This window comes from Sphingomonas sp. (genome assembly GCF_017744835.1).
Lineage (GTDB): Bacteria > Pseudomonadota > Alphaproteobacteria > Sphingomonadales > Sphingomonadaceae > Sphingomonas.
Window position 1 is genome coordinate 1,184,466 of record NZ_JAGIAM010000001.1, and the last position, 16,446, is coordinate 1,200,911.

A 16,446-nucleotide genomic window follows, 5' to 3' on the forward strand; every position below is an offset into this window, starting at 1 on the left:
TAGTCGCGAACAATCAGGGTAATGTAGGCGAAGTGGGGGCAAGCAGTAACTCCGTTGAGGTGCGCGAGCGGCACCCCATCGTCCCATCGTCACATTCTGGCGATCGCGGCCGCCGCCGATATCTGCCGATTAGATCGAAATTATAGCATAATCCCATACCACGGAGAACGTGCATTCACTCTGTTCTTCTGTGAATTAGCACGGCAAAAGTTTGCTCTTAGTGGTACAGGTAGCACATCGCCGGGAGATTTATAGATGAGGCCCGACACGCAAGGGAAATCGAGGAAACGGTGGCACCGGAAGCGCGGGGACTATATCGTAAAAACAGCGAAGCTAACGGACGGCGAGCTTTTGCAGCTCATGCTGAAGCCGAATCCACAGAATAGGGAGGCGCTCGACGAAAGATATTATCAATCGTTTCGCGAAATTCGCGAATCATCAAAGAAAGCATTTTTATGGATTCTCGGCGCAGCTGCCTTCGGAATCCTTTCGCATTTTGGGGTCGTCAAAAGTGCCAGGGCTAGCGGACTGGAGGTATTGCCCGCGGTATTTAGTCATACAGCACTTTTGGCGCTAAGTTTTTCTAGCACTGCCTTTTGTTTTTCATATTCCAAGCAAACGTTCATACAAGTGTGGTTCTTGGCGAAGTTGCGTAATGCCGGACCAGAGCAGAAAGCAGACAGCCTTCTTAGGTATCCCGAGGCATACTGGATTTTTCACTTTCTGCCAGCCGCAATCGGATACCCAAAGCATATACGTGGTCCACGTATCGGTTGGGGGCAGCTCGTTTACGTTATACTGTTGATAATCGCGATCGCTATTTTCGCCGTCGGTTCTCTATGGCTTTGGTTGGCGGTCGCATCCGACGTGTGGCGCTCGGCGTACCAAAACCACACAGTGTCGGTGTTGGTCATCACCCTTGCCGGCGCGGTTACACTTCTCGGCTGGGCATCGCCCTTCTATTATGACTGGCCGAGAAAATATCAGCATATAGGATTAGTGAACTCGCTCGCTAAGTTGGAGGGAGCAGAGCTCAGGGCCGCTCACATGAGAATATTCCATGCTGCCGCACGGATGGATTTAATCGACCCTGATCTATCCAAAACAGACTGAGTTGTTCGAGCTAGTCCAAGCCAGTGATTGCATGTCGCGAAATCGGAACAGGTCTCGGACATCGACGGCTCAGCCCTTTGGAACGGGGTGTATGTTCCATCTATGTTCCGATTCAGTCAAGCCCGCCCGTCAGTCGTGCTCCCTTCCGCCCGAGCCCATGTAGAGTTCGCTGCCGGTTTCCTTGAAGACCTTGCTCATCTCGGCCATGCCGGCCTCGGCTTCCTCGGCGGCGAGGAAGGTGTCGGCGGAGGCGTTCTGCTTCGCGGCGAAGTCGCGGACTTCCTGGGTGATCTTCATCGAGCAGAACTTCGGGCCGCACATCGAGCAGAAGTGCGCGGACTTGGCGCCCTCCGCGGGGAGGGTCTGGTCGTGGTACTGCTCGGCGGTGTCGGGATCGAGCGACAGGTTGAACTGGTCGCGCCAGCGGAACTCGAAGCGGGCGCGGCTGAGGGCGTCGTCGCGGACCTTGGCGGCGGGGTGGCCCTTGGCGAGGTCGGCGGCGTGGGCGGCGAGCTTGTAGGTGACCACGCCGACCTTGACGTCGTCGCGGTCGGGGAGGCCGAGATGCTCCTTGGGGGTGACGTAGCAAAGCATCGCGGTGCCGTACCAGCCGATCATCGCGGCGCCGATGCCGCTGGTGATATGGTCATAGCCCGGCGCGATGTCGGTGGTGAGCGGCCCGAGCGTGTAGAAGGGCGCCTCGCCGCACGCCTCGAGCTGCTTGTCCATATTCTCCTTGATCTTGTGCATGGGCACATGGCCCGGGCCCTCGATCATCACCTGGACGTCCTGCTCCCAGGCGCGCCTGGTGAGCTCGCCCAGCGTGTAGAGCTCGGCGAACTGGGCTTCGTCATTGGCGTCGGCGATGCTGCCGGGGCGCAGGCCGTCGCCGAGGCTGTAGGCGATGTCGTACGCCTTCATGATCTCGGTGATTTCGTCGAAGCGCTCGTAGAGGAAGCTCTCCTTGTGGTGCGCGAGGCACCATTTCGCCATGATCGAGCCGCCGCGGCTGACGATGCCGGTGACGCGCTTCGCGGTGAGCGGGACATAGGGCAGGCGGACGCCGGCGTGGATGGTGAAATAGTCGACGCCCTGCTCGGCCTGCTCGATGAGGGTGTCGCGGAAGATCTCCCAAGTCAGCTCCTCGGCGATGCCGCCGACCTTCTCGAGCGCCTGGTAGATGGGGACGGTGCCGATCGGCACGGGCGAATTGCGGATGATCCACTCGCGCGTGTCGTGGATGTTGCGGCCGGTGGAGAGGTCCATGACGGTGTCGGCGCCCCAGCGGATCGCCCAGACCATCTTGTCGACTTCGCTGGCGACGTCCGAGGCGACGGCCGAGTTGCCGATGTTGGCGTTGATCTTGACCAGGAAGTTGCGGCCGATCGCCATCGGCTCGGTTTCGGGGTGGTTGATGTTGTTGGGGATGATCGCGCGGCCGCGGGCGACTTCGTCGCGGACGAACTCGGGGGTGACGTAGTCGGGGATGGCGGCGCCGAAGCTCTGGCCGTCGCGGACATATTCGGCGAGGCGCGCGCGGCCGAGATTCTCGCGCTCCGCGACATATTCCATCTCGGGGGTGATGATGCCGCGGCGGGCATAGTGCATCTGGCTGACGTTCATGCCGGGCTTGGCGCGCAGCGGGCGCTTGACGACGTTGGGGAAGGGCTGGACGCCGCCCGAGCGATCGGGGCCGAGCTGGCCATTGTCCTCGGGCTTCACCGAGCGCGCGTCATAGGCCTCGACGTCGCCGCGCTCGAGGATCCAGTCGCGGCGGAGCGCGGGAAGGCCGGCCATGATGTCGATGTGCGCGTGCGGATCGGTGTAGGGGCCCGAGGTGTCGTAGACGCGCACCGGCGCCTCGCCCGAGCCGGGCTCGAGGCCGATCTCGCGCATCGCGACGTTGAGCGGGCCGACATGGATCTTCCGGCTGCCGCGGATGGGGCCGGTGGTGACGCCGATTTCGGTCTTGGCGGGAATGTCGGCCATGCGTGTCGCTCCTTCGCTTCGGAGCGGGGACACGGATTTCGCGCGAAAGCCGCCTCCCTCCCTCCGCCGGTGTCAACCGGATCAGGTTCAGCGGGTCGGAGGCTGCGGCCTCCCTCTCAACCGCTGCGCCAGCGGTCCCCCGGGGAAAGGGGGACTCTTAGGCGCGTGCAGGGCCGAGGGGAAGCCCGCTCAGAAACTATAGGCGAGGCCGAGCATCCCCATCCACTGGCCGCGCGATCCCGCGGTGGCGACGAGGGGGGAGTCGGCGAAGTCGCCGAGCATGCGGCGATAGGTGCCGCCGCCGACGAGCTGGAGGCCGTGAGTGAGGTCGCCGCTGAGCGACACGGCGCCGCCGAGGCCCAGCGTCCAGCTCTTCCATCCGCCGTCGAGGTCATAGGCGGCGAGGCCGCTCGCCGGGGCGGCCTCTGCCGGGACGCCGAAATAGGTGCGGGCATAGCCGTCCCCGACGCGCTCGGCATTGGCGAAGACGCCGACCAGCGCCTTGCGGCTGAGCGGAGTCATGTAGGAGACCGCCGGTGTCAGCACGCCCGAATCATGCGTGCCGGTGACGTCGTGGCGATAGCTGATCGTGACCGACAGCCGGTCGTAATCGCTGGTCAGCACGCCGGCGCGGCCGATGCCGGCATAGCCGCCGAGCTCGACTGCGGTGCCGACCTTGCCGAGCGCCTTGACGCGCGGATCCTCGATGCTCCGGGTGCTGCTGCGGTTGAGGTTGAGCACCGCGACCGGGCCGAGCTGCAGGTCCCAGCCGGGGCCGGGGCGATCGGGGATCAGGTCGACGCTCAGCCGGTTGCCGACGAACTGGAAGCCGAAGCCCGAGACGCGGCCGACCGCGGCGGGGATCGGGGCCCAGCGATAATCGTCCGACCCCTCGTAATCGGGCATCACCGCCGCGCCCGCACCGGCGATCACGAAGTCGCCGCCGCGGGGCTCGGGCGGCGTCTCGGGCTGCTGCTGGGCGAACGCCGGCGCGGCGAGGACGAGGCTGGCGGCGACGAGGAGGGGGCGAGGGAACGAAATCAACGGGATGCTCCGAGGCTATGTTGCACCTGCGAAACGCCGGGGTTTGGGTTTTGCTCCGGGATTTCGGCCCGCGTCGGTTGTGGGTTTGGTTCACGCGGAGACGCGGAGGCGCGGAGATTTGGTTCGCGCAGAGGCGCAGAGAGCGCAGAGGTGTCCGGCGCGGCTTTGGCCGCAGTCCATACTCGCCTCGGGGCGAGAAGGCCGCTCGCGCGGCATCGGGCACGGTTCATCTTCTCTGCGCCTCTGCGCGCAATTCAACTTCCTCCGCGTCTCCGCGTGAACGATGTTCCTGCGAAGCGCTGGGGTCTTGCTCCGAATTCGCCGCGCCATTCCCTTCCCTGCAAGGGAGGGGCCAGGGGTGGGTCGGCGCGGGCGAGGCTCGATGCCTCGGCCCGTGCTTTTTGTCGGATCGCGCTCGGGTCTTTTTTGGCGCGCAGACGCGCGCACCCACCCCCGGCCCCTCCCTGCAAGCAGGGAGGGGAGAGAGGAGTGTGTCAGGCGGGCGGCAACGCGCCCAGGATCAGCGCGGTCGTGTCCTTGGCGAGGGTGATGAGGGCGTCGCGGGGTTCGCCGGCGCGGGCTCGGACGCTGAGGGAGTGGAGCAGCGCGGCGACGATGCGGGCGTGGGCGGCGGGGGCGGGGCTGCCGGCCTGGCGGAGGAGGGTCTCGATCTTGGCGTCCTCCATCGCGAGGAAGGACTGGAGCGCGGCGCGGATGTCGGGGTCGGTGACCGCCTCGGTCGTCGCGGTGTTGATCATGATGCAGCCGGCGGGGCCGTTCTCGCCGGTGAGATAGCCCTCGATCGTATTGAGGAAGAGCGCCTTGAGCATCTGCTCCATCGGCAGGTCGGCCGCGATCAGCATGTCGAAACGCGCCTCGACGCTCTCGCGGATGCGCGCCGCGGCGAGCAGGTAGAGCGCCTTCTTGTCCCCGAAGGCGGCGTAGAGGCTGGGGCGGTTGACGCCGGTCGCCTCGGCGAGGTCGTCGAGCGAGGTGCTGGCGAAACCCTGCGCGCGGAAGCGCTCGAACGCGGCGCGCAGCACCGCGGCCTCGTCGAACTTGCGGGGGCGGCCGCGCGGGCGCGGAGCTATTTTTGTACTATCTCGCATGAAAATCCTTGACCGACTCATTTTTGTGCGAGATCGTATAAAAATCAAGAGAGGAGACCCCGAGATGAAGATCTATTTCATTCCCTTCGCCTGTTCGCTCGCCGCGCGGATCGCCGTGGAGGAGGCGGGGATCGATGCCGAATTCGTCCGCGTGCCCGAGGACCGGCAGCTGCCCGACGGGCGCGCCTATGCCGAGCTGAGCCCGATGGGATACGTCCCCGCGCTCGAGACGCGCGGCGGGCTGGTGCTCACCGAAGGGCCGGCGGTGCTGAGCTACATCGCCGAGCTGGCGCCCGAGGATTCGCTGTCGTTCACCGGCTTTTCGGACGCGCATTACCGGATGCTGGCGTGGCTCAACTTCACGAGCACCGAGCTGCACAAGGCCGTGTTCGCGCCGCTGTTCAATCGCGCGACCGGGCCGGAGGAGCGCGCGGCGGCGCTGGCGCGGGCGGCCAAGCCGCTGGGCTTGCTGGAGGCGCATCTGAAGGACCGCGAGCTGCTGCAGGACCGCTTCAGCGTCGCCGACGCCTATCTGCTAGCGGTGCTCAACTGGTGCGAGCATGCCGGGGTGCCGATCGCCGACTATCCGGCGGTGCTCGCCTATCGCACCCGGCTGCGCCAGCGCCCCTCGGTGGCGCGCGCGATGGCCGAGGAGCTGCCGCTGCTGCAGGCGGCTTGAGGGTTTTCGGTTCACGCGGAGGCGCGGAGACGCGGAGGAAACAGGAGGAATAGGAATTCGCGCAGAGGCGCGGAGGACGCAGAAGTGTCCGGCGCCGCTTTAGCCGCAGTTCATTGTCGCGCCGGAGTGAGAAGGCCGCTCTCGTGGCATTCCGGCAGGGTTCACCTTCTCTGCGTCCGCTGCGCCTCTGCGCGAACAAACTCCGCGCCTTCGCGTTTCGGCGTGTGCGCAAGTTCCCGGGAGAGGCTCGTTCCGGTCCTCTCCCACCACGCCTGCCCTCCCGTGGCGCTGCTGCGGGAGGGTTTTTGTTGTATCGCCGCGGAGGCTTCCGCTAGTCCCCTGTGCCATGACGGGCGCCCATTCCGAGCTTCACGAGCAATCTCTGGCGCTGCCCGCGCTTTGGCCGGATCGTTGCAAGCGGGGGACGAAGTGAAGCGGGCAGCAGTGATCGGTGCAGGGATCGGCGGGCTCGCGCTCGCGATCCGGCTGCAGTCGGCGGGAGTTGACACCACCATCCTCGAGGCGCGCGACAAGCCCGGCGGCTGCGCCTATTTCTGGGAGCGCGACGGCTTCGTCTTCGATGCCGGGCCCGGCATGATCACTGCGCCCGAGGCGTTCCAGGCGCTGTGGCGGATCTCGGGCCACGACATGGCCGAGGACGTGACGCTGATGCCGGTCTCGCCCTTCTACCGGCTGTCCTGGCCCGACGGGACGCGGCTCGACTTCTCCAACGACGATGCGCAGCTCGGCGCCGAGATCGCGCGGATCAATCCCGAGGACGTTCACGGCTATCGCCGCTTCCTCGCCTATTCGGCCGCGGCCTATCGGGAAGGCTATCAGAAGCTGGGCGCGGTGGTGATGCAGGACCTGTGGCAGATGCTGCGCGCGTCGCCGGGGCTGGCACGCAGCCAGGCGTGGCGATCCTTCTATTCGGTCGCCGCGGGCAAGGTGAAGAGCGACAAGCTGCGCCAGGCGCTGACCTTCAACACGCTGCTGGCGGGCGGCAATCCGATGCGCACCAGCGCGCTCTATGCGCTGGTCCACCAGCTCGAGCACCAGGGCGGGATGTGGCACGCCAAGGGCGGCACCAACCAGCTCGTCGCGGGGATGGTGCGCCATTTCGAGCGGCTGGGCGGCGTGGTGCGGCTGGGCGATCCGGTGGCGGCGATCGACACTTTGGGCGACCGAGTGACGGGCGTGCGGACCGAGAGCGGCTTCGCGCTCGAGACCGATGCCGTCGCGAGCAACGCCGATGTCGTCCACAGCTATCGCACGCTGCTCAGGACCTCGCGCAGCGCGCAGCGCACCGCCGGGCGGCTCGAGCGCAAGCGCTTCTCGCCCTCGTGCTTCGTCGTGCATTTCGGGGTGCGGGGGACCTTCCCCGAGATTCCGCACCATTCGATGCTGTTCGGCCCGCGCTACCGCGGCTGGATCGAGGACGTGTTCGATCACGGCGTGCTGAGCGAGGACAGCGCGATCTATCTCTATCACCCGAGCGCGACCGACCCCTCGCTGGCGCCCGAGGGGCATTCGGTCTTCTACGCGCTTGCGCCGGTGCCGCATCTGGGCAAGTTCCCCGCCGACTGGGCGCAGGTGGGGCCCGTGCTCGAGCAGCGCATCCTCGCCGAAGTCTCCCGGCGACTGATTCCCGACCTCAAGGACCGTATCGTGACTCAATTCTCCTGCGCGCCGACCGATTTCGCGCGCGACCTGAACGCCTATCAGGGGGCGTGCTTCAGCCTGGAGCCGACGCTGCCGCAGAGCGGCTGGTTCCGCGTGCGCAACCAGGATTCGGCCATCTCGAACCTGTTCTTCGTCGGATCGGGCACGCATCCGGGCGCGGGAATCCCCGGCGTGGTGGCGGGCGCGCGCGCGACCGCGGCGCTGATGCTGGGGGACGGCAAGTGAAGCGTGTCGCGGTCTATTGCGGTTCGGCCTCGCCCGCCGATCCGATCTATGTCCATACGGCCCGCAACGTCGGCCGTGCGCTGGCCGAGCGCGGCATCGGGCTGGTCTATGGCGGCGGCAAGCTGGGGCTGATGGGTGCGGTCGCCGACGGCGCGATCGAGGCCGGCGGCGAAGTGATCGGGGTGATCCCCCAGGCGCTGGTGCGCGCCGAAGTGGCGCATCTGGAGCTGAGCGAGCTCCACATCGTCGACACAATGCACGAGCGCAAGGCGCGCTTCACCGAGCTGGCCGACGGCTTCATCAACCTGCCCGGCGGCACCGGAACGATGGACGAGCTGTGGGAAGCGATGAGCTGGGCGCAGCTCGGCTATCACACCGACCCGATCGGGCTGCTCAACGTCGCGGGCTATTACGACAAGCTGATCGATTTCTGGCACCATATGGGCCAGGTCGGCTTCGTCCGGCCGCAGCACCAGCAGATGCTGCTGGTGTCGGACGACCTCGACGTGCTGCTGACGCTGATGGACGCGCACGAGCCGGCGGTGCCGATCATCCATATGAAGCGCGAGGATCTGTAACCGGCACGCCGCCGTGCCCCTCCCCGCAAGGGAGGGGTTAGGGAGGATCAGCCCCCGTGGCGGGCGCGCTGGGGCTGGGCGTCGGCGGTGAGATTGCCCTTGCGCTGGCAGGTGGCGCTGATCACCGGATAGGCCAGGTCGGTGCTGCGCTCGAGCGCGCCGCTCATCGCCTCCTGGCATGCCGCGATCGAGGTATAGTGCACCGGCTCGACGCGCGCCTGCTGGCACTGCATCGAATCGTCGTTGCAACCCATGATCGCCAGCACGTAGAGGACCTGATCCATCATTCTTCCTTCCGGGGAGGGAGAACGAAGCGCCGCCGGGGCTGTTCCTGCCGTTACGCCTGCGGTCCGGCATGGCGCGGCGGTTGCAACCGCGGCCCGGCTGCCCCAAATCGCGGGCAATGCCTCCCGAGACCACCACTCCTGCGCCCGAGCGCCCGCTGCTCGGCACGATGAAGCGCTTCCTGCCCTATCTGTGGCCCCGCCATGCGCCGGGTCTGCGGGTGCGGATCGTCGTCGCGCTGGTGCTGGTGGTCTTTTCCAAGCTGGTCCAGGTCTATGGCGCGCCCTTCGCGCTGCAGGGGGCGATCGACCGGATGGCCTCGGGCTCGCGCGACGCGGTGTGGCTCGTGACCGCGCTGGTCGTCGGCTATGCCGCGGCGCGGCTGGGCACGGTGCTGTTCGACAATCTGCGCAACGCGGTGTTCGAGCTGGTCGGCCAGGACGCGACGCGGCGGCTCGCCTCGGACGTGTTCGCGCACCTCCACCGGCTGAGCCTTCGCTTCCACCTCGAGCGGCGCACGGGGGCGATCACCAAGGTGGTCGAGCGCGGCACCAAGAGCATCGACACGATGCTCTATTTCCTGCTGTTCAACATCGCGCCGACGATCCTCGAGCTGGCGCTGGTGATCGGCATCTTCTGGACGCGCTTCGGCCATTGGCTGGTGGCGGGCACGGTGGTGATGGTGGTGGCGTACATCGCCTTCACCCGCTGGGTGACCGACTGGCGATCCAAGCTGCGCGAGCAGATGAACGACCTCGACACCGGCGCGGTGGCGCATGCGGTGGACTCGCTGCTCAACTTCGAGACGGTGAAGTATTTCAACGCCGAGGCGCGCGAGAGCGCGCGCTACGACCGGGCCATGGCCTCGTACATGAAGGCCGCGGTGACCAGCGAGAATTCGCTCGCCTGGCTCAACATCGGCCAGGCGGTGATCACCAACGTGATGCTCGGCGCAGGCATGGCGCTGGTGGTGTACGGCTGGTCCGAGGGGCGCTTCACGCCGGGCGACGTGGCGTTGGTCCAGACGCTGCTCAGCCAGCTGTTCCGGCCGCTCGACCTGCTAGGCATGGTGTATCGCACCATCCGCCAGGGCGTGATCGACATGGGGAGCATGTTCGACCTGCTCGACACCAATGCCGAAGTGCAGGACGCACCCGATGCCGCGCCGCTGGACGTGCGCCAGGGGCACGTGCGCTTCGAGGGCGTGCATTTCGGCTATGATCCCGACCGCGAGATATTGAAGGGGATCGACCTCGATATCCCGGCCGGCGCGACGGTGGCGGTGGTGGGGCCCTCGGGCGCGGGCAAGTCGACGCTCGCGCGGCTGATGTACCGCTTCTACGACGTCACCGGCGGACGCATCACGATCGACGGGCAGGACATCCGCGAGGTGACCCAGGCGAGCCTCCGCGCCGCGATCGGGATCGTGCCGCAGGACACGGTGCTGTTCAACGACACGATCGGTTACAACATCGCCTATGGCCGCGAAGGCGCGAGCCCGGACGAGATCGCCGCGGCGGCGCGCGGGGCGGCGATCGCGGGGTTCATCCAGGCGCTGCCGCAGGGGTTCGACACGCGCGTGGGCGAGCGCGGGCTCAAGCTTTCGGGCGGCGAGAAGCAGCGCGTCGCGATCGCGCGGACCCTGGTCAAGAACCCGCCGATCCTGATCCTCGACGAGGCGACCAGCGCGCTCGACAGCCGCACCGAGGCCGACATCCAGGCGACGCTCGAGGCGATCGAGCAGGGGCGCACGACGATCGTGATCGCGCACCGGCTGTCGACGGTGGTGCATGCCGACCGGATCATCGTGCTCGAGGCCGGGCGCGTGGCCGAGCAGGGCTCGCACGCCGAGCTGCTGCGCAAGGGCGGGCTCTATGCCGAGATGTGGGCGCGCCAGGCGCAGGAGCGCGAAGAGGGCGAGGACGTGGCGGCGGAGTGAAACCCCTCCCGCAAGCGGGAGGGGGACTTCAGACGTGCGCGACGGCGCCGCGGATGAAGCTTTCGGTGTCCGTCGCGGCGGCGCGGCGGTCGACGCGCTTCCAGGCCTGTTCGTGGAAGAAGAAGGCCACCGCGTTGATGCACGGCTCGATCAGCGCGATGCCGCCGGCGAGGCTCAGCGACCCGGTGAAGGCATAGGCGACCGTGAAGCCCACCGTCAGGTGGATCGACAGATAGGTGAGCGTCTTCAGCAGGTCGCGGGGCATCGGGGCTTCTCTCGCAATAAGGAATGAAGCTGCGAGATAAGCGATGACGGAATCGATCTGTAACGGCGAGCTACGGCCTGAGTGATCGATTGCGCCGATCAGGCGAGCAGGTCCTTCCACTCCGGATGGCGCGCGATATAGGCCGCGACGAAGGGGCAGCGCGGCACGACGCGGAGCCCGCGCTCGCGGACCTGCGCCAGCGCGCCTGAAACCAGCCGGCTGCCGACGCCGCCGCCCTGCATCGAAGGCGGCACGATCGTGTGGGTGAAGGTGATCACCCCGTCGGCGATCTCATATTCGGCGAAGGCGAGATGGCCCTGCTCGACCAGCTCGAAACGATGGCGGTCTGGATTGTCGCGGACGTCGCTCAACGGGATACTCCTCGAAACGCGGGCGTTGGGCCGCGGTTGGCAAGTCCGTGCAACGCTATAAGCTCGCGCGCAACTGGAGAAGGAGCGGGGGATGCTGATTCCATTGGGCGCGGCGGCGGTGGTCGGCGTGGGGCTGGCGGGCTTCTCCGCCTGGGCCGGGCGCAAGGCCGAGGAGCTGGTGCCGCCCGACGGCCAGTTCGCCGACGTGCCGGGCGCGCGGCTCCATTATGTCGACACCGGTCTGCGCGACGCGCCGGCGATCGTGATGGTCCACGGGCTGATGGGCCAGATGCGCAACTTCTCGCACTCGCTCGTCGAGCCGCTGGCCCGGGATTTCCGCGTGATACTGGTCGACCGGCCGGGCTGGGGCCATTCGGCGCTCGACGGACCGCGGCCGGGAATCATCGCCCAGGCCGCGATGATCGCGGCGCTGATCGAGCAGCTCGAGCTCGACCGGCCGCTGCTCGTCGGCCATTCGCTGGGCGGCGCAGTGAGCCTGGCGCTGGGGCTCGACCGGCCCGAGCTGGTGCGCGGGCTGGCGCTGATCGCACCGCTGACCCAGGTGGTGAGCGACGTGCCCAAGGTCTTCGCCGGGCTGCTGGCGCCGCAACCGATCCGGCCGCTGGTCGCCTGGACGATGGCGGTGCCGGCGGGGATGCTCAACGGACGCAAGACCGCGCAGGCGATCTTCGCGCCCGATCCCGTCCCCGCCGACTTCGCGACGCGCGGCGGCGGCGCGCTGGCGGTGCGGCCCAAGAGCTACATGGCCGGATCGTTCGAGTTGCTCCACGCGCGCCACGACATGGCGGCGCTGGTGCCGCGCTATGGCGAGATGCGGCTGCCGGTGGCGATCCTCTACGGGCGGCAGGACGCGGTGCTCGATCCCGAGCTCAACGGGGTGAAGACGGCGGGAGAGATTCCGGGGGCGACGATCGAACTGGTCGAGGGCGGGCACATGCTGCCGGTGTGCCATGCCGCGGCGACCGAGGCGTGGTTGCGCGGGCTACTGCGCTAGCTGCCGTACCACCACCGACATCCCCGCGAAGGCGGGACCCAGGTGGCTGGCGACGGGGCTCGTGACTCTGGGTCCCCGCCTTCGCGGGGATGACAAAAGCGGCTGAACTTCGTCACCCCGGCCTTCGTGGGGGTGCAGCCGTGCTAGATCCGGTCGGCCGAGCTGACCGCGTCGGCGGCGCGCAGCGCGGCGAGGAGGCGCATGAGGTGGGCGGCGTTGCGCACCTCGAGGTCGATCGTGTTGGTGTGGAAGGTCGTGTCGCGGTTGTCGAGGCGCAGGCCCAGGATGTTGGCCTTGTGCTGGCCGATCAGCGTGGCGATCGCGCCGAGCGCGCCGGGCTCGTTCTTGAGCGTGACCGCGATGCGGGCGATCCCGCCCTCGGCCTTGTCGCCCCAGGTGAGATCGACCCAATCCTCCTCGTCGACATCGACCAGGCCGGCGCAGTCGATGCGGTGGACGATGATCGGCTCGCCCGCGCGGCGGATGCCGACGATGCGGTCGCCGGGAACCGGGCGGCAATCCTCGGCGAAATCGAACGCCACGCCGGGGGTGAGCCCCTTGATGTCGATCGCCTGGCTCTGCGTCGGCGGTGCGGCCTCGGCACCCTCGGCCGAGCCGGGCATCACCGCTTCCATCACCTGCACGTCGGTGAGCTGGCGGCGGGCGATCGCCTCCATCAGCGCGTCCTCGTCGGCGAGCTTGAGGCGCTTGAGCGCATCCTCGAGCGCGCTCTCGGCCGCAGGGGTGGGCAGGCGGCGCAAAATGTCTTCGTAGAGCTTGCGGCCGAGCCTGACGGTCTCGTCGCGTTCCTTGTGGCGGATGTGGCGGCGGATCGCGGCGCGCGCCTTGCCGGTGATCGCGAAGCCGAGCCAATTGGCCTGGGGCTCCTGCGCCTTGGAGCGGAGGATCTGGACCTGGTCGCCCTGCGCGATCTCGGTGCGCAGCGGCACGACGCGGCCGTTGATCTTGGCGCCCACTGCCTGATCGCCGAGATCGGTATGAACCGCATAGGCGAAATCGACCGGCGTCGCGCCCTTGGGAAGCTGGATCAGCTCGCCCTTGGGGGTGAAGGCGAAGATGCGATCCTGGTACATCGCCATCCGCGTGTGCTCGAGCAGCTCCTCGGGGCTCTCGGCGTGTTCGAGGATCTCGATCAGGTCGCGGATCCAGCTCACCTGGGTGTCCGGCCGCACTGCGTCCTGCTTGTACGCCCAGTGCGCGGCGAGGCCATATTCGGCCTGGGCATGCATGTCGCGGGTGCGGATCTGCACTTCGACGCGCATGTTCTCGGCATGGATCACCGATGTGTGGAGCGAGCGATAGCCGTTGCGCTTGGGCGTCGAGATGTAATCCTTGAACCGCCCCGGGACCATCGGCCAGCGGCGGTGGATCACGCCGAGCGCGCGATAGCATTCCTCCTCGGTATTCACGATTGCGCGGAAGGCCATGATGTCCGAGAGCTGCTCGAGGCTGACGTGGCGCTCGGACATCTTCTTCCAGATCGAATAGGGGTGCTTCTCGCGCCCCGTCACTTCGGCGTCGATGCCGCCGCGCGCGAGCAGCAGCTTGAGCCCCGAGGCGATCTTGGCGATGCGGTCCTCGCCCTCGACCTTGAGCGCGTCGAGCCGGCGCGTGATCGATTCATAGGCCTCGGGCTCGAGTTCGCGGAAGGCGAGCGTCTGCATCTCCTTCATGAACTCGTACATGCCGATCCGCTCGGCGAGCGGGGCATAGATGTCCATGGTCTCGCGCGCGATGCGTCGGCGCTTCTCCTCGTTCTTGATGAAGTGGAGCGTGCGCATGTTGTGCAGCCGGTCGGCGAGCTTGACCAGCAGCACGCGGATGTCGTCGGACATCGCGAGCAGGAATTTGCGCAGGTTCTCCGCGGCGCGCTCGCTCTCGGTCTGCGCTTCGATCTTGGAGAGCTTGGTGACGCCGTCGACCATGCGCGCGACATTCTCGCCGAACAGCCGGCGGATCTCGTCGGGCGTGGCGACGGTGTCCTCGATCGTGTCGTGGAGGATCGCGGTGGCGATCGTCTCGTCGTCGAGCCTCAGATCGGTGAGGATGCCCGCGACTTCGATCGGATGGCTGAAATAGGGATCGCCCGAGGCGCGCTTCTGGGTGCCATGGGCATTGACCGAGAAGACATAGGCGCGGTTGAGCAGAGCCTCGTCGGCCTGGGGGTCGTAGGAAAGGACCCGGTCTACAAGTTCATACTGGCGCAGCACGGAGCCTAAGATGGGGCCCCGTGCTGCTGCAATGCAACGGTTTTTCGGCGGTGTGATCGAATTGACACAGGCTTGCGGCCCGCGCGTTCAGATCAGCGCGCCTTGGTGTTGCACTTGGCGAGCGCTTCGGCGTCGAAATCGCTGCCGTTGGCGCGGAAGGCCGAGAGCTGGCCGATCTCGCGCGCGACGAGCTCGCACATGATCGGATCGCGGGTGTTGGCCTTGCCCGCGGTGCAGACGCCGTCGCCGCACTTCCACACGGTCGAGCGGGTGACGAGGCTGGTCTTCTCGGGCGCGGTCACCGGCGTCGCCGCATAATAGCCGCGCGCTCCCTGCGCGAAGCCGGGGGCGGGGGTGAGCGCGATCATGGTCGCGGCTGCTGCCGCGACGGCAAGGAAGCGAGTCATTTTCAGTCTCCTGGGGAGGGTCCAGTTGCAAACAAGTTGCGAATAGCTACTTAAATCGGCAGGTATTCAGTTGCAAGCAGAAACTTTTGCTGCGGCGCAAGGCGTTACGCCGTTCCGCTCGCTGCGAAAATGCGATAGGATGAAGCAATGGGCGCAGGACTTAGGGAATCATTGCGCGAGCTGGCGGCCGAATGCAGCCTGCCCGCGGCACTGGAAGCGATGGGCGAACGCTGGTCGTTCCTGATCCTGCGCGGCTTCTTCAACGGGCTGCACCACTTCGAGGAATTCCAGTCCGAGCTGGGCATCGCGCGCAACATCTTGGCCAACCGGCTCGCGCGGCTGGTCGAGCATGGCATCCTCGCGCGCCAGCCCTGCCCCGACGACCGGCGCAAGATCGAATATCGCCTGACCGACAAGGGCTATGCGCTGCTGCCGACGATGGTGGCGCTGCGCCAATGGGGCGAGCGCTGGGAAACCTGCGTGCCCGCCTCGCCGATCCTGGTCGACGCGCGCGACCGCAAGCCGATCGCGCCGGTGACGGTGCAGGCGCACGACGGACGCGTGCTGGGCAAGGGCGACATGCTCTGGGCGCTTCCCGAGGACGCGCAGGACGACCGCGCCGAAGCGGCGGAGTAGCTTCGTTTTCCCGTCATTCCCCGCATGCGGGGGTCCGGAAGCCATGCAGGACGCCGCTTGCTTCCTGGGTCCCCGCCTGCGCGGGGATGACGGGGGGTGGGTTTCAGCCGAGCGCCTCCAGCCGGGCGCGGACGGTTTCCGGGATGGGCTTCGACCGGCGCGTCGCCAGGTCGACATGGACGCTGACCAGCTCGACCTGGGCGTGGAGCTCGCCGGTGTCGGCGTGGCAGAGCTCGATCCGGTGGGTCATGCTCGAGGTGCCGATCCGCTCGATGCGGACGAAGGCCTCGACCATGTCGTCGAGGCGGAAGGGCTGCTTGTAGTCGAGCGTGGCGCGGACATAGTTGAACTCGGCGTCCTGCCAGTCCGGGCCGATGTCCGCGAGGTCCGCCCAGCGCCAGAACTCGCTCATCGCGACATCGGCATATTCGAGATAGCGCGAGTTGAAGACGATCTTCTGCCCGTCGATCTCGGAATAGCGGACGCGGAAGCGCGTGGAGAAGCGGAAGCCGGGGCGAGTCATCGCCGGCGGATGCCCAGGGTGCAACCGGGGTGCAAGATCCCTTGTAGAGACCCGCTCTACAAGTCGGCCGCATTGTAACGATCGAGGGCGCAAGGCAGAACTTTCGGCGGCGGCAATCCCGCCGTCGTACTAAGGAGGAGTGCACAATGACCTTTGCCGACCTGTGCATCTTGCTTGGCGTATTGTTCGCCTTCGCTACCTTGATCCTCAAGGTAGTCGAGGTGGCGCGCCACAAGTAGCACGACGGGAGGGGGACGTGTTGCAGCGCGTCCCCCGAACGAAGAAGCCCCCGCCGTTGCAGCGGCGGGGGCTGTCGTACCATAGGAGAACCTATGACCTTTGCCTGCTCTACAT

General features: G+C 66.9%; 16 protein-coding genes and 1 riboswitch. Of the genes, 7 read left to right on the top strand and 9 right to left on the bottom strand.

The window, feature by feature from the left end:
- Window positions 1-255: 255 nt before the first annotated feature.
- On the top strand, window positions 256-1,113 hold the full coding sequence (locus J7500_RS05690; protein WP_294060544.1) for a hypothetical protein: 858 nt from the start codon (window positions 256-258) through the stop codon (window positions 1,111-1,113).
- 129 nt (window positions 1,114-1,242) lie between these two features.
- Here J7500_RS05690 and thiC read toward each other — a convergent pair whose 3' ends face one another.
- From thiC to J7500_RS05705, 3 genes are all read right to left on the bottom strand, one after another.
- On the bottom strand, window positions 1,243-3,102 hold the full coding sequence (thiC, locus tag J7500_RS05695) for a phosphomethylpyrimidine synthase ThiC (protein ID WP_294060545.1): 1,860 nt from the start codon (window positions 3,100-3,102) through the stop codon (window positions 1,243-1,245).
- A gap of 41 nt (window positions 3,103-3,143) precedes the next feature.
- Window positions 3,144-3,254: riboswitch (TPP riboswitch) on the bottom strand.
- A 37-nt stretch (window positions 3,255-3,291) separates the two neighbouring features.
- Window positions 3,292-4,146 (bottom strand): MipA/OmpV family protein, encoded by an 855-nt coding sequence (locus tag J7500_RS05700; protein WP_294060547.1) that lies wholly within the window; start codon window positions 4,144-4,146, stop codon window positions 3,292-3,294.
- Window positions 4,147-4,640: 494 nt separating this feature from the next.
- Window positions 4,641-5,255: a TetR/AcrR family transcriptional regulator gene (locus tag J7500_RS05705; protein WP_294060548.1), complete on the bottom strand. Its 615-nt coding sequence runs from the start codon at window positions 5,253-5,255 to the stop codon at window positions 4,641-4,643.
- A gap of 64 nt (window positions 5,256-5,319) precedes the next feature.
- Between J7500_RS05705 and J7500_RS05710 the strand changes: the two genes are divergently transcribed.
- The 3 genes from J7500_RS05710 (at window position 5,320) to J7500_RS05720 (ending at window position 8,420) form a co-directional block, all read left to right on the top strand.
- A complete protein-coding gene (locus tag J7500_RS05710) occupies window positions 5,320-5,934 on the top strand; it encodes a glutathione binding-like protein (RefSeq protein WP_294060549.1) in 615 nt (204 codons plus the stop codon).
- 429 nt (window positions 5,935-6,363) lie between these two features.
- Complete coding sequence (locus J7500_RS05715; protein WP_294060550.1) at window positions 6,364-7,842, top strand: phytoene desaturase; 1,479 nt, start codon at window positions 6,364-6,366, stop codon at window positions 7,840-7,842.
- Window positions 7,839-8,420 carry a TIGR00730 family Rossman fold protein gene (locus tag J7500_RS05720; RefSeq protein WP_294060552.1) on the top strand — a complete coding sequence of 194 codons (582 nt, stop codon included), beginning with the start codon at window positions 7,839-7,841 and terminating at the stop codon, window positions 8,418-8,420. Before J7500_RS05715 ends, J7500_RS05720 begins: the two co-directional genes overlap by 4 nt.
- A gap of 47 nt (window positions 8,421-8,467) precedes the next feature.
- Here J7500_RS05720 and J7500_RS05725 read toward each other — a convergent pair whose 3' ends face one another.
- A complete protein-coding gene (locus J7500_RS05725; RefSeq protein ID WP_294060554.1) occupies window positions 8,468-8,707 on the bottom strand; it encodes a hypothetical protein in 240 nt (79 codons plus the stop codon).
- Window positions 8,708-8,823: 116 nt separating this feature from the next.
- Here J7500_RS05725 and J7500_RS05730 point away from each other — a divergent pair, with 116 nt between their 5' ends.
- The gene (locus J7500_RS05730) at window positions 8,824-10,644 is read left to right on the top strand and encodes an ABC transporter ATP-binding protein/permease (RefSeq protein ID WP_294060555.1); all 1,821 of its coding nucleotides are present in this window, start codon (window positions 8,824-8,826) and stop codon (window positions 10,642-10,644) included.
- A 28-nt stretch (window positions 10,645-10,672) separates the two neighbouring features.
- Here the strand turns inward: J7500_RS05730 and J7500_RS05735 are convergent, their stop codons facing one another.
- Both J7500_RS05735 and J7500_RS05740 read right to left on the bottom strand, forming a co-directional pair.
- A complete protein-coding gene (locus J7500_RS05735) occupies window positions 10,673-10,909 on the bottom strand; it encodes a DUF2061 domain-containing protein (protein WP_294060556.1) in 237 nt (78 codons plus the stop codon).
- 98 nt (window positions 10,910-11,007) lie between these two features.
- Window positions 11,008-11,280 carry a GNAT family N-acetyltransferase gene (locus J7500_RS05740; protein ID WP_294060558.1) on the bottom strand — a complete coding sequence of 91 codons (273 nt, stop codon included), beginning with the start codon at window positions 11,278-11,280 and terminating at the stop codon, window positions 11,008-11,010.
- A gap of 91 nt (window positions 11,281-11,371) precedes the next feature.
- On the opposite strand from J7500_RS05740, the gene J7500_RS05745 reads away from it, so the two are divergent.
- On the top strand, window positions 11,372-12,295 hold the full coding sequence (locus J7500_RS05745; protein WP_294060559.1) for an alpha/beta hydrolase: 924 nt from the start codon (window positions 11,372-11,374) through the stop codon (window positions 12,293-12,295).
- Window positions 12,296-12,438: 143 nt separating this feature from the next.
- Here the strand turns inward: J7500_RS05745 and J7500_RS05750 are convergent, their stop codons facing one another.
- Together J7500_RS05750 and J7500_RS05755 are read right to left on the bottom strand one after the other, a co-directional pair.
- Window positions 12,439-14,526: a bifunctional (p)ppGpp synthetase/guanosine-3',5'-bis(diphosphate) 3'-pyrophosphohydrolase gene (locus tag J7500_RS05750; protein WP_294060560.1), complete on the bottom strand. Its 2,088-nt coding sequence runs from the start codon at window positions 14,524-14,526 to the stop codon at window positions 12,439-12,441.
- Window positions 14,527-14,618: 92 nt separating this feature from the next.
- Window positions 14,619-14,933, bottom strand: coding sequence for a hypothetical protein (locus J7500_RS05755; protein ID WP_294060561.1), 315 nt, complete (start codon window positions 14,931-14,933; stop codon window positions 14,619-14,621).
- 147 nt (window positions 14,934-15,080) lie between these two features.
- On the opposite strand from J7500_RS05755, the gene J7500_RS05760 reads away from it, so the two are divergent.
- Window positions 15,081-15,569, top strand: coding sequence for a helix-turn-helix domain-containing protein (locus tag J7500_RS05760; RefSeq protein ID WP_294060562.1), 489 nt, complete (start codon window positions 15,081-15,083; stop codon window positions 15,567-15,569).
- A 103-nt stretch (window positions 15,570-15,672) separates the two neighbouring features.
- Here J7500_RS05760 and J7500_RS05765 read toward each other — a convergent pair whose 3' ends face one another.
- Window positions 15,673-16,092 (bottom strand): thioesterase family protein, encoded by a 420-nt coding sequence (locus tag J7500_RS05765; RefSeq protein ID WP_294060563.1) that lies wholly within the window; start codon window positions 16,090-16,092, stop codon window positions 15,673-15,675.
- Window positions 16,093-16,446 lie beyond the last annotated feature (354 nt).